The organism is Microbispora corallina (genome assembly GCF_016863035.1).
Taxonomy (GTDB): Bacteria; Actinomycetota; Actinomycetes; order Streptosporangiales; family Streptosporangiaceae; genus Microbispora; species Microbispora corallina.
Map to the genome: position 1 here is coordinate 44,561 of NZ_BOOC01000032.1, position 13,563 is coordinate 58,123.

At 74.2% G+C, this 13,563-nt stretch carries 8 protein-coding genes; 5 read left to right on the plus strand and 3 right to left on the minus strand.

The window, feature by feature from the left end; all coding sequences use genetic code 11:
• Positions 1-47: 47 nt before the first annotated feature.
• Entirely contained in the window at positions 48-2,357 is a 2,310-nt protein-coding gene (locus Mco01_RS28095) for a hypothetical protein (RefSeq protein WP_239103962.1), read from the minus strand.
• Positions 2,358-2,555: 198 nt separating this feature from the next.
• On the opposite strand from Mco01_RS28095, the gene Mco01_RS28100 reads away from it, so the two are divergent.
• The 4 genes from Mco01_RS28100 (at position 2,556) to Mco01_RS28115 (ending at position 9,953) form a co-directional block, all read left to right on the plus strand.
• Positions 2,556-4,145 carry a hypothetical protein gene (locus Mco01_RS28100; protein WP_239103963.1) on the plus strand — a complete coding sequence of 530 codons (1,590 nt, stop codon included), beginning with the start codon at positions 2,556-2,558 and terminating at the stop codon, positions 4,143-4,145.
• Positions 4,146-4,383: 238 nt separating this feature from the next.
• On the plus strand, positions 4,384-6,432 hold the full coding sequence (locus Mco01_RS28105) for an LCP family protein (protein WP_204059874.1): 2,049 nt from the start codon (positions 4,384-4,386) through the stop codon (positions 6,430-6,432).
• A gap of 307 nt (positions 6,433-6,739) precedes the next feature.
• Positions 6,740-8,728, plus strand: coding sequence for an acyltransferase family protein (locus tag Mco01_RS28110; protein ID WP_204059875.1), 1,989 nt, complete (start codon positions 6,740-6,742; stop codon positions 8,726-8,728).
• Between the two features lie 88 nt (positions 8,729-8,816).
• Positions 8,817-9,953, plus strand: a complete 1,137-nt coding sequence (locus tag Mco01_RS28115) for a glycosyltransferase family 4 protein (RefSeq protein ID WP_204059876.1) — start codon at positions 8,817-8,819, stop codon at positions 9,951-9,953.
• Positions 9,954-10,049: 96 nt separating this feature from the next.
• Here Mco01_RS28115 and Mco01_RS28120 read toward each other — a convergent pair whose 3' ends face one another.
• On the minus strand, positions 10,050-11,222 hold the full coding sequence (locus Mco01_RS28120; RefSeq protein ID WP_204059877.1) for a glycosyltransferase: 1,173 nt from the start codon (positions 11,220-11,222) through the stop codon (positions 10,050-10,052).
• A 498-nt stretch (positions 11,223-11,720) separates the two neighbouring features.
• Between Mco01_RS28120 and Mco01_RS28125 the strand changes: the two genes are divergently transcribed.
• The gene (locus Mco01_RS28125; protein ID WP_204059878.1) at positions 11,721-12,473 is read left to right on the plus strand and encodes an acetoacetate decarboxylase family protein; all 753 of its coding nucleotides are present in this window, start codon (positions 11,721-11,723) and stop codon (positions 12,471-12,473) included.
• Between the two features lie 15 nt (positions 12,474-12,488).
• Here Mco01_RS28125 and Mco01_RS28130 read toward each other — a convergent pair whose 3' ends face one another.
• Positions 12,489-13,370 carry a glycosyltransferase family 2 protein gene (locus Mco01_RS28130; RefSeq protein ID WP_036328022.1) on the minus strand — a complete coding sequence of 294 codons (882 nt, stop codon included), beginning with the start codon at positions 13,368-13,370 and terminating at the stop codon, positions 12,489-12,491.
• Positions 13,371-13,563 lie beyond the last annotated feature (193 nt).

The window sequence follows — 13,563 nt, forward strand, 5'->3', positions numbered from 1 at the left end:
GTACTCTGCCCCGCCAAATCGCGGCCTCACTTCCACGGGCCGGAAAGCTAACGGGCGACGGCCATCCAGACGTCGATGCTGAGGGACCAGGTGCCGTTCGGCGGGTCGGCGAGGGACCGCTCGTCCTGCCGCGTGCGCAGCTTCACCACGCGCACGGGCGCGCCGTACGGCGCGAGCTGCCGGGGGTCGGCCGCGAGCAGGACGGGCACGCGGCCGGTCCGGCGGACGGCGGCGACGAGCCGCACGACGTCGGCGGGGAGCGGCACGTCGCTCCCCGTGCGGTAGGCGACGCGGGCCGCCGGCACGCCGCACTCGCCCCGCACGAGCTGGGTGGCCCGGTCACCCGTCACGCGTTCGGCCATCAGCACGGACGCGTTCCGTGGGAGGGCGTCGCACAGGCCGGCCACGGCCGCCGCCTCCCCCCGGTTGACCGGCGTGAACGCGGTCCCGATCGAGGTGATCACGGCCGGGACGACGAGCAGCAGGGCGCCCGCCGCGACCGCCGCCCGGGTGGGCCGCCCGCGTCGCCGCAGCCGCTCACGCATCAGGCTCAGCCCCCAGGTCGCGAGCAGGACGAGCCCCGGGATCACGATGGGCACGAGCCGCCGGGACGCCCACGGATGGTCGGGCGTGATCGCCGGACGCCACAGCGTCGTCACCGTCGTCCAGCCGATGATCGCCAGCGGCAGCAGCCAGGCGAAGTCCCTTCCGCGGGCGAGCCGGCGCGCGAGCACGGCCGCCGCGACCGTGGCCAGCACCACCACGGGAACGCCGACGTACCAGATCACCCAGTAGAGGGAGTGCTCGTAGTACAGCCGGGCCGGGTCGACCGGCAGGTGGTCGGCGATCTGCGTCTTCTTGATGAAGTCCGCCGTCAGCCTGTCGTCCGGCGTGACGGCCACGCGGGTGACCGTCTGCACCCAGGGCCGTACGGCCAGGGCGGCCATGACGAGCACGACCAGGGCCGCGGCCACGTCGGGCAGCCTCCGCGCGCGGGCGCGCGCGGCGGCCGGGAGACGCCCGATCCGGGCGGCGGCCAGGGGCGCGAGGGCCGTCCCGGCGGCCGTCAGCACGAGCACGGCGGCGCAGATGGCGAGCAGGGGCGTGAGCGAGCCCGACAGATAGGAGAGGTACGGCCGGGAGAGGAGGTAGCCGCCGGCCAGCCCCCAGGCGGCCCCGGCCGCGAGGCCGGCCAGTAAGGGCAGGCCCAGCCGCCCGTCAGGGAAGACCCGGCCGCCGCGCCCCGGGACGCCGGACGCCTCCGTCCCGGGACCGCCGTCCTCGGAGGAACCGGACGCCCCCGGAACGCCGTCCTCGGAGAGGCCGGACGCGCCTCGACCGCCGTCCTCCGCCGCACCGGACGGCTCCTCCGCCGCCCCCGCGCGCGTCCGGGAGACGCGGTCGAGGGCGATCAGGACGCCGGCGAAGACGAGCACGGGCAGCACGTCGCGCAGGCCGTCGATGCGCACGAGCAGGGCCAGACCGAACGCCAGCCCGGCGAGCCCGGCGGACGCCCGGGCGCCGCCCGTCTGGGCCGTGCGCGCGGCTCCGAGGAGACCGCGCAGACCGCGCAGACCGCGCAGGCCGTGCGGGCCTCGCGCGCCCCGCAGGGGCAGGGGGGCCACGGCGTGCGGCCCGGCGGGCAGGAAGCCGACCCCGAGCAGGGCCGCCCGGAGCCGGGACCGGGCGTCGAGCAGCAGGTTGAGCCCGCCGAACACCAGGATCAGCGAGGGGATCTCGCTGAACGTGGTCCGCGACGTGTACAGCACGGGCAGGCTGACCGCGAAGACGAGCGCCGCGAGGACGGCCCAGCGCGGACCGGCCAGGCGCGCCGCGGTCCCGCCGAAGGTGAGGACGGCGAGGGCCCCCAGCACGGGCGGCACGAGCAGCAGGCCGGGGACGCCGGCGAGCCACTCGCCGATCGCGTGGAGCATGGGCGGCCCGGGCATGAACTGGGGGACGATCCCGCCGTCGGCGGCGTAGAAGCCCATGCTGTCGAAGCGCAGCGCGGGATCGGGGCCGCCGAAGTCGCCGGTGGGGATCGGCAGGGAGCCGTGCCGGGCCAGCCAGACGGCGTACTGCGCGTAGGTGGACGGGTCGCGGCGGACGATCAGCTGCTCGCCGTGGAGGAACCCGTTGAAGACGCCGGACGCGACCGCGACGGCGGCCAGCCCGCCCGTCTGCAGCGCGGTCGCCTCCACGGTCTCCGGCAGGCGCCGCAGTCCGTACACGCACAGCGCGACCGCGAGCCCGCCGCCGAGGAGGACCATGGGCAGAGGCCGGAACCAGCCGAGCAGCAGCAGCGGCAGCCCGGCGAGCAGCCACCCGCTGAGGGCGAGCACGGGCACGGCGGACACGACGGCGAGCACCCTGCCCGCCGACGGCGCGGAGGCCCGCCAGGAGAGACGGCGGAATCTGTCAGTAGGAATAGGCCGAGCGTATCCGTCCGGACCGCCGATCGCGGGCTTCACCCGCCCGCCTGTGGATCACGCGTCGCGGGGGCGGCGACGCCGCCGGAACCCGGTAGCGTACGCCGGGAGCAGCAGGGGGGCCGAGTGAGAGTGTCGGACATCCGGGGCGGCCCGTCCCGGGCCGGCGGGGGCGCGGGCCCGGGCGCGGCGGGCACCGGGCCGCGGCGGCTGCTCGCGGGCGTGCCGCCGTGGGCCCGCCGCCACCGGTGGTTCCTGGGGGTCTTCGGGCTGGGGACGCTCCTGCGGCTGGTGGCCGTGGCCGGCTACCGGCCGGCGCTCTGGTTCCCCGACTCGTACACGTACGTGGTCACGGCCATGCGTCCCCGGCCCGATCTCGTGCGGCCGGCGGGATACTCGATGTTCCTGCGGCTGCTGGAGCCGTTCCACAGCTTCGCCCTGGTCGTGGTGGCGCAGCACGTCCTCGGGCTGCTCACCGGCGCGATGGTCTACGCGGCCGCGCGCCGCGGGGGCGCGGCGGCCTGGGCCGCCGTCCTGGCGTCGGCGCCCGTGCTCCTCGACGCCTATCAGGTCGAGCTTGAGCACCTGCTGGTCTCCGACCCGCTGTTCGGGTTCCTCGTGACGGCGGCCGTGTGGGCCTCGCTGCGGCGGCCGGTGTCGGGGCCGCGCGCGGTGGCGCTCGGGGTGCTCCTCGCCGCCGCCACCCTCACCCGCACGGTCGGCCTGCCGCTCGTCGCCGTGTTCGCGGCCTTCCTCGTGTGGCGGGCCCTGCGCGACGGGCATACCGGGTGGCGGGGGCCCGCGCGGCGGGCGGGGCTGCTCCTGCTGGCGGCGCTGGTGCCGCTCGGGGCCTACGCGGGCTGGTTCTACGCCACCTATCAGCGGATCGGCCTCATCGGCTCGAACGGGGTGTTCCTCTACGCGCGGACGATGTCCTTCGCCGACTGCGGGGTGATGCGGCCGCCCGCGGACCTGCGGGTGCTGTGCGACCCGCGCCCCCCGTCTGCGCGGCCGGCCTCCCAGGAGTACATCTGGAGCTTCGACTCCCCCCTCGTCCGCCTGCCCGGCATCACGTTCACCCCGGAGACCGACTCGCTGGCCATGCGGTTCGCCTCGCTGGCCATCCGCAGCCAGCCGCTCGACTACGCCGCCTCGGCGCTCACCGAGCTGGGACGGTCGTTCGTCTGGACCCGGCCCGTCTACCCGGACCCGGCCACGTACGGCTACTACGAGTTCCCCCGCACGCCTCCGCCGCCCCCGGGCCGCCATCCGGCGGTCGTGGGCACCCGGTTCGCCGAGCGGTACGAGCAGGGCCCCCTCACGGTCGGCGTCGCCGAGCCGTACGCCGGGATGCTGCGGGCCTACCAGCGCGTGGCGTTCCTGCCCGGGACGCTGCTGCTCGCGGTGCTGCTCGTGCCGCCGTCGGCCGCCGCGGCCCGCCTCCTCGCGCGCCGGAGACAGGCGGGTGGCGGTCTCCGGGGGCTCGTCCGGTGGGAAGCGCGCGGCGCCCCCCGAGGGACCGTGCCGCCGGCCGGCCGGTGGGGGCTCCCCTGGACGGCCGCCTGGACGCTGCTGCTCGTGCCCCCGGCGACGGCCCAGTTCGACTACCGGTATGTGCTTCCCGTCGTGCCGCTGGCCTGTCTCGCCGCGGCTCTGGCCGTCGGGCCGGCGAACCCGCTGAACCGGCTCCAAGAAAAGAATGTAAAGCTCAAGTAATACGCATACCCTGAAATGTCCGGGTTTTAGTATGCTCTGCCGCTGGATCATCGGGGGTGCGGCGGCGCTGAGCGCGGTCCGGATCCCACCATTAGCGGCCCTCGCCGCGCCCACGTGACCTAATCTCGTGTGCGCGTCAGGCGGTCGCCAGGCAAGGAGGGCACGTGTGCGAGCGAGGCTCTGACCTGTCCCGCCGTTCGCCCGCCCGACCGGCGGTCCTCCCCGCGAAGGACGCCCGGTGAGCGAGCGCAGGCGCGTCTCCTCCCGCGACCGGGGACCCACGCCGGCCGACCAGAAGGTCTGGGGTCCCGCCGACAGTCGCGGCGGCTACGGAGACACCCGCGCCGGCGGGTACGGCGACACCCGCCCGGGCACGTACGGGGACGCCCGTTCCGGCTCCTACGGCGACCCGTTCGACGCCGCCACCGGGCGCCGCAGGGCGGGCCAGGGGCACGACGGCCCCGGGCAACCGCCCGCCGCGCCCTCCCGGGAGCCCCGCCGTCAGCGCCCGCCGCGCGAGGAACCCCACGAGTTCGCCCCCGGCGTCCCCGACGAGGGACGCTCCCGGCGCCGCGGCCGTTCCGAGGCCCACGCCGACACCCGCCTCCACCCCGCGGCCGACGACGAGTTCTCGGCCGAGGAGCCGTCGCGGCGCCGCCGGCGCAGGCGCGACGACGACGAGCAGGGCTACGACACGCGCCAGGCCGCCGGGTACGACGCGGTCTACCCCGACGACTACAACGGGCCCACCGCTCCGCGCAGGATGGCGGGCGGCGACGGGTACGACCCGCCCGAGGACCCGCCGCGACGGCGGCGCGGCGGCGGGGGCGCCTCCCGGGGGCTGGGAGTGGCCGGCTGGATCAGCGTGGTGATGACCTGCGTCCTGGTGATCGGGACGCTCACGGCCTACAAGTTCTACCGGGACACGATCGGCCTGTTCAACCGGACCCGCTCCACCGACGACCTGGACAAGAACCGGCCCGTCAACGCGACGGGCGCGATCAACGTGCTGCTCGTCGGCTCCGACAGCCGGGCCGGGGCCAACAAGAAGTACGGCCAGCACCTCGTGAACGACGGCGAGCGCACCGACACGATCATGTTGCTGCACGTGTCGCCCAACCGGGACGGCGCCACGCTGCTGAGCTTCCCGCGCGACTCGATGGTCATGATCCCCAGCTGCAGGAACGCGCAGAACGTGACCGTCGCCCCGCACATGGGCATGATCAACTCAGCCTTCTCGGACGGCGGGATGATCTGCACCCGGCGGACGATCGAGAACCTCACGAACATCCCCATCGACCACTTCGTGAAGGTCGACTTCACCGGCTTCAAGAACATCGTGAACGCCCTGGGCGGCATCCAGATCTGCCTCCCGCAGGCCGTGAACGACAAGCAGTCCAAGCTCAACCTCACGGCGGGCAAGCACCTGGTGAAGGGCGAGGAGGCCCTTGCCTACGTCCGCCTGCGGCACGGGCTCGGCGACGGCAGCGACATCGCCCGCATCAAGCGCCAGCAGGTGTTCATCTCGCAGGTCGTGAAGAAGGCCACCAGCACGGCGCTGCTCACCGACGTGGGCAGACTGCGGGAGTTCATCACCGCGGCCGCCCAGTCGGTGACGATGGACGACGGCCTCAACACGGAGACGCTCCTGCAGATCGCGACGAGCGCGTCGAAGCTGAGCGCCAAGGGCTTCAAGGCCACCACGGTCCCCTGGGAGCCGTACGCGGCCGACCACAACCGCGTCCAGTGGAAGCAGCCGGACGCCACCAACCTGTTCAACGCGATCCGGAGCGACACCGAGGTCACGCCGACGGCCGCGCCGACCCCGTCGGGCTCGGCGAGCGCCAAGCCGAGCGCGCCCACCGTCACCAAGCCGCAGCAGGTCAAGGTGGAGGTGTTCAACGGCACCAACACGCCGGGCCGCGGCCGGGAGGTGGCCGAGGCGCTGGCCGCCCAGGGCTTCAAGGTCGTCGGCGTCGGCGACGCCCGCAAGCCGGACGGCACCGACCAGCCCAAGACGATGGTCCGCTACACCGGCCAGGGCTGGGACTACGCGAAGGTCGTGACCGGCAAGCTGCTGACCGCGGTCACCCCCGGCACGGGCAAGGTCGCCTCCGGCGTCGTGACGCCGTTCACGCCGGCCTCGCCGCCGCCGGACGCGCCCAAGGGCCGCGTGCCAGGGCCGACCATCCAGCTCGTCGTCGGGACCGACTGGCAGGGCGTCCGGGTCCCCCTCCAGGTGGGCGACAACGCCGTCACCTCCGACACGAACATCTGTTCAAGCTGACCCGCCGGCACGTCACGGGCCGGGGCTCCTCGCAGGAGGGCCCCGGCCCGTTCCATGTCGGCCTGGCCCGGGTTTTACTCATGATCCCAACTGGTGTCACATCGGTTACGTTTGGTCCCGCTGGCGACATTCGTTCACGGGGACGTTAGGGTGGGTGATCTGGCGAACGCGCCCTGTTCGCCCGTTCGGGCTGATGCGCCGGGGCGCCTTCGCTAGTGTCCGAAGAGGACCCGGCAGCGGATCGCGACGCGTCGCGAGACGCGGCCGTCCCCCCGAGCCTCCGAACAGATAGCTGAGCGTTTCCCTCGTGAGTGACACCCGCCATCACCCTCCGGTTCCCGTCCCGCGGCCAGGCGTCACCCCCGATCCCGACGCCGACGCGGACGCCGAAGAGGCGCCCACCGGTGTGATCGGTCGCGTGACGGGCGAGTGGCCGCCGCCGGGCGCCGACGCCGGGACGGCCGGGGGCCACCCGTCCGTGGCCCGCGAGGGCGCGGCCGGCGCGTCCCACGGCGTCCCCGGAACCGGCGAGAGCGGCACGGGCCCCGCCCCCGGCGACGCCGCCTCGGCGGCCGACGCCGCGGCGCGGCACGAGAAGCCGCCCCTTCCCGTACGGCAGCCCCGCAGGCGGGGAGCCGGCGGCCTGGGCAAGGCGCCGGAGAACGCTCCCACCCCTGAGGGGTTCGACTACTTCGGCTCCTCCGGCGGGCAGCGGCCCCCGGCGGACCCCACGCGTCCCCGGTCCGCCGCCTTCGACGCGGCCGGCCCCTTCGCCCAGCGCGACGCCGTCGACAGGCCCGGTGTCCCGGAGGAGCCCGCGGGCCCCGAGCGGCGCGGCGCCTTCGACCGGTCGCGCGCCTTCGGCGAGCCAGGCGCCGGGGACGTCCCGGGCGGCCCCCTCGCCGGGGGCCCGCGCACCGGCGCCTCGCCCCTGCCCTCCCGCCCCCGCCGGGACCGCCCGGGACCGCAGGCCGTCCCGGACGCCGCGGCGTTCCAGGACGGTCCCGCGCCGGCCGCCCCGCCGATGGAGTGGCCCGGGGCCGACGGCCCGGCCGGGGCGCCCGGCCGCTGGGACCCCTGGCGGCGGGACGAGGCCCCCGGGGAGGCCGAGGCGTTCGAGGGCCCGGCCGTGCGGCCGATGCCGCTGCCGGCGTGGGCCGAGGTCCCGGCACGCCCGCCGGCCGACCCGTTCGCCGAGCCCGTCCCCGGGCAGGCCAGGACGGAGGACCCCGGCCAGTGGGACCGGCCGGAGACCGAGGCGGAGCCCCAGCCCCGGGCCAAGCGGCCGCGCGACCCGTACCTGGACAACGCGAAGTTCCTCCTGATCGCCCTGGTGCCGATCGGGCACTCGCTCGTCCCGACGCTCGCGGCCGACTCGGCGCGGGCGGCGTACCTGTTCATCTACGTCTTCCACATGCCGCTGTTCGTGATGATCAGCGGCTACCTGTCCAGGAACTTCTGGAACTCCAACGCGAAGACCAACAAGCTGGTCGACACGTTCCTCGTGCCGTACGTCGTCGTCGAGGTCGGGTACGCCGCGCTCCGCTACGCCCTCGGGCAGAAGTGGAGCATCACGATCACCGACCCGGCCTGGCTGAACTGGTACCTGCTGGCCCTGCTGTTCTGGCGGCTGTCCACGCCCGTGTGGAAGCGGATGCGCTTCCCGTTCCTCATCTCGGTCGCGGTGTACCTGTTCGCCGGCTTCTCCGAGCTCAGCGGCGACTTCAGCATGGACCGGTTCTTCGGCCTGATGCCGTTCTTCGTCCTCGGACTGGTGATCAGGCCGGGGCTGTTCGACTTCCTCAAGCGGCGCTGGGTGATGGTCCTGTCGGCCCTCGTGCTGATCGGCGCGGCGGTGACCGCCGTCTACCTGGTGAAGAACTACTCGGTCAAACTCGGCCCGATCTACTACAAGAACAGCTACAAGGACCTCCACCTGGTCTGGTGGAAGGGCATGGCCCTGCGGGTCGCCCTCCTCGGCGCGGCGCTCGCGATGTCGGCGGCCGTGATGTCGCTGGTGCCCAAGGGCCAGACGTGGTTCTCCGACCTCGGCACCCGGACGCTGTACTGCTACCTCCTGCACGGCGTGCCGGTGCTGATCGCCAAGGAGATGGGCTGGCTGAGCGTGCCCTGGCTGTACGGCCCGCTGGGCGTGGCCGCGATCGCGAGCGCCTGTTTCGCGCTGGCGATCGTGCTGTGCATGCCGATCACGCGGACGCTCTTCAAGTGGCTGCTCGAACCCCGGCTGTCCTGGCTCTACCGCCGCCCGAGCGACCCGGCCAAGCAGGCGGCGTAACGGCGGCGTCCCGGAAGTTCAGCGGCTATTCGGTGGCCATTCACCGGAGGCATCCGGGCATTTCGGACCGAGCGGCGAGCCTCCCTCTATGAGGGTATGTGTCGGCACGATCGTCCATCATCCAGAGGACGCGCGGATCACGCACCGGCAGATCCGGGCGCTGCTCGACGCAGGACACGAGGTGACCTTCGTCGCGCCGTTCACCCACTGCAACGTGACGCCGCAGCAGGAGGTCCGGGCGATCGACGTGCCCCGGGCGGTGGGCCTGCACCGCGCCCGGGCGCTCAGGGCAGCCAGGTCCGCCCTGCGCAGGGGCGCGAAGGACGCCGACCTGCTGCTCGTGCACGACATCGAGCTGCTGCTCGCCCTCCCCCACAAGCGCCCGCCGACCGTCTGGGACATCCACGAGGACACGGCCGGCGCCCTGGAGGCCAAGGCGTACCTCCCCGAGGGCCTGCGCGGCGTCCTCCCGCCGCTGATCCGGGCGATGGAGGGCCGCGCCGAGCGGCGGCTGCACCTGATCCTGGCCGAGGAGTCCTACCGCGACCGGTTCGAGGGCGACCACCCGGTCGTGCCCAACCACACGTACGTCCCGCGGACCCCGCCCCCGCCGCCCGGCGACAACCGGATCGTGTACGTCGGCCACATCTCCGAGGCCAGGGGCGCGGTCGAGATGGTGCGGCTGGCCCGCCGGCTCAAGCCGTACGGCATCCGGCTCGACCTCATCGGTCCCGCCGACGCCGACGTCCGGCCGCTGCTGCGGGACGCCCAGCGGGAGGGGCTGCTCGACTGGTTCGGGTACGTGCCCAACCGGCACGCGCTGCGCATGGCGGAGGGCGCCCTGGCGGGGCTGTCGCTGCTGCACGACGTGCCCAACTACCGGGAGTCCACCCCGACCAAGGTGATCGAGTACATGGCGCGCGGGATCCCGGTCGTCACCACCCCGCTGAACAGGGCCGCCTCGCTGGTCGGTCGGGTCGGCTGCGGGACCGTCGTGCCGTTCGGCGAGGTCGACGACGTGGTGGAGGCCGCCGCCCAGGCGGTGCTGCGGCTGCGGCAGGACCACGAGCGGCGGGCGGCCATGGGCTCGCGCGGTTACACGGAGGCGCTGAACCACTTCGACTGGCCGGCTCAGGCCGCCGAGTTCGTCGGCCTGCTGGAGCGCTGGGCCGAGGCGCCCGCGCGGGTCGCCGCGGTCCGCGCCGGCCGCGCCGTCGCCGTCTAGCGCCGCTCACACCCCGGACGACGTGGCGGACGGCCGGGAGCTCGCCCTTCCGCGCGGCTCCGGCGCCCCGTCACGTCGATGCCGTCCCTTCGGCCCTCACTCCGCGAACAGGCGCTCCCGCGCCCGTCGCGGCCTCGCCCCGCGCATCTCCCCGTGCAGGTCCCGGTACAGGTCGTCGAACCACTCGGCGGTGCCCTCCAGGTCGACCTGTCGCGAGGTGGCCAGCGCGCCTGCGCGGAGCCGGCGGTGCACGCCCGGCTCGGCCGCGCACACGATGCCGGCGGCCAGCGCGGCGGCCGACCCGGGCTCGGTGAGGATCCCGTTGCCCCCCGAGACGACCAGCTCGGGCACCTCGCCGACGTCGGTCGAGACGACCGGCACCCCGGCCGCGAGCGCCTCCATCACCACCACGGGCAGCCCCTCGCAGTCGGAGGCGAGCACCAGCAGGTCGGCTGCTGCGACGAGCCTGCGCGCGTCGGGCACGGGCCCGAGCACCCGGACCCGGTCCGCCAGTCCCCGGCGGCACACGTCGCGGGCCGTGTCCTCCAGCAGCGGCCCGCCCCCGGCGAGGAGGAACACCGTGTCCCGGCGCTCTGCGAGCACCTGCGCGGCGGCCTGGACGAGCATCCGATGGTTCTTCCACGGGTGGAAGCCCGCCACGCAGGCCACGACGAAGGCGCCGCGCGGCACGCCGAACTCCCGCCGTACGGCCGGGGCGCGGGCGGCCCAGAACCGCTGCACCTCGACGTCGACGCCGTGCAGGCGGGTCAGCAGGCGGCGCGCACCCCTCACGGACGGGGCCCGGGCCACCAGCGACGACACCGCGACCGTGCGGTCGTCGAGCCGGCGGGTCAGCCGGTCGAGCAGCGCGACACCCGCGGCGGTCACCCGGTCGATCGGCCGCGTCGCCGTGCGATAGGCATGGTGCACGGTGGAGACCAGGGCCGGGCGTCTGCGCGCCAGCCGGACGGCGGGGCGGAGCACGATGGCCGGGACCGGCGAGTGCACGTTGACCACGTCCGGACCGAGGCGGCGAACGGCGCGGATCAGCCGGGCGTAGACGAGTGCCCGAGGCCCGGGCTGCACGTTCACCACCCGGATCCCGGAGTCGAGCAGCCGCCCGGCGAGCCGGTCGGCGAAGGCGCCCAGGCACACCACGGTGTAGGAGGCGTTCGCCCCCGGCGTTCGGCTCAGCCGTTCGACGAGAAGCGTCTCGACGCCGCTCGCGTCGAGGGTCTTCACGACCTCGCAGACGCGCGGACCGCTCATCGCGCGCTCCCCGCCGTCAGCGGGGCCCGCCGGCAGGTCCCCGCCGCCCGGCCGGCCGCGGAGGATGAACGGTTTCCGAGTCGCCGGCCGGTGTCCTCGTCGCCAGCGAGCACGATCATGTCGCTGCTCATTCCCGCCCCCAACTGCGCTCGTCATGAAGAGAAGAACATGCCGGCGGTGCCGTTCACGTTTTCGAGAGGTCCGGAGAGTCGGGGCGAAACAGACCAACCGGGCACGCGCCATCCGAGGCAGCCGTACCGCGGCGGCCATGTCCCGACCCGGTGAGGCCGGTGGACAGAGGGCGTTCGCCCGCCCTCGGCGGGAGGTCGATCACGGAGTGGTAGGCGGTCCGGAAATGTTTCCCCGGGCCGCCTCCCGCCGGGGCGGAGCGAATCGGCGGCCGGGCCGGCTGCGCGAGGCGCGGCGAACCGGGCCTCGTCCACAGCCCGACCGCGGGTACGGCTGTCGCCCGGCCGCCCGGCTTGCTGTACTGGAGTCATGGCAAGCCACCTCATCCAGGGACGCCGGGTCGAGACGCCCGTCCGGGTGCGTGACGCGTCGATGGGCACGGCCATGTACCTCGTCCGGGCGGACGCCGCCCGGGCGGTCCTCGCGTACTCGGGGATGGACGTGACCGAGGTGCTGCCCGGCAAGGCCGTCTGCACGCTGGTCTTCGTGCGCTACCGCGACTCCGACCTCGGCGACTACGGCGAGTTCGGGGTCGGCTTCCTCGTCCGGCCGCCCGGGGCCGGACCGGCGCCCCGGCGGGGTCCGCTGGCCGGCCTGAAGGACGTGCGCCGGTCGGGCTCGGGGGTCTTCGTCCACTGGCTGCCGGTCGACCAGGGGTTCACGCTGGAGGCGGGGCGCGACATCTGGGGGTTCCCGAAGGAGCTGGCCGACATCGACGTCCGGCTGGCCACGCCCTACAAGCGGTGCGTCCTGCGCAAGGACGGACGGCTCGTCATCGACCTGCTGATCCGGCCCGGGATCCCGCTCGGCTCGCCGCGGCTGCCGGGCGGCGCGGCGCCCGACGCGTACACCCGCCTGGAGGGCCTGACCCGGCGCGTCCCGTGGACGGCCCGGCCGCGTGGGGTCCGCTGGCGGCCGGGCGGGGCGCTGATCCGGCTGGGCAACCACCCGGTGGCCAAGGAGCTCAGCGAGCTGGGACTGCCCAAACGCGCCCTGATGACGGCCACGGCCGGTCACCTGGCCATGGCGTTCGAGGAGGCCGAGGAGGTGCGGGAGGCGTGAGGGCGCGTGCGCGGGTCAGACGATGGGCGGGCGGCCGAGGCGGAGCATGCGCCAGGCGGTGCGCCAGGCCATCGGCCGGCGCTCGCCGGCCGGCTCGCGCAGTCCCTCCCCGAACCCCCGGAACCACGCCCTGAGCGCGGGCTTCGACCGCTCCCGGGCGAGCGTGAGCACGACCCAGTTGAGCAGGTACAGCACGGCGAGGGGCCAGGGCAGGTTGCGGCGGGCCAGCCACACCCGGTTGCGGGCGTTGAGCCGGTAGAAGTCCGAGTGACGGGTCGGCAGCACCAGCGGGTGGTACATGACGGTCTCGGCGTCGTACTCGATGCGGTAGCCCTCGCCGAGCAGCCGCCAGGCCAGGTCGGTCTCCTCGTGAGCGTAGAAGAAACGCTCGGGCAAGCCGCCGACCTGCAGGAACGCGGACTTGCGGATCGCGCAGGCGCCGCCGAGGAACGTCGTCACCGGCGACGAGCGCTCGGGGTCGCCGGCGCGCAGACGCGGCACGTGCCGGCGCTGCACCGAGCCGCCCTCGGGGTCCATGACCCGGAAGGAGATCACGGCCAGGTCGGGCTCGTGGGCGAACCGGTCGCGCACGTGGGCGGCCACCTTGGGGTTGGCGTACCAGCCGTCGTCGTCCAGGAAGAGCACGATGTCGCCGGAGCACTCCTGGACGCCCCGGTTACGCCCCTCGGGGATGCCGGCGTTGTGCGAGAGCCGTACGGTCTTGACCGCGGCGGCGGACCCGGGCAGCGGCCGGACGCTGAGCTCGGGGACGTCGGCCCCGTTGCCCACGATCACGACCTCGACGTCGCCGTCGGTCTGCGTCAGGGCCGACTCCACGGCCCGGTCGAGCTCGGCGATCCTGTTGCCCATGGTGAGGATGACACATGAAATCTTCACCGCGTCACGACCCTCGACCTTGGGCGGACTACACACGATTTCATGATCACCGAGTCTGTGTGGCCGGGCAATCCGGGATCTGCCTGGTTTACTGCGAAATAAGAGTATCGGAACTGCCAACGAACCCCCACCCAACCGCACGTGTACGAGGCATCCGCATACTGCCCCAGAACGCTCGGACCAACTCGTACAC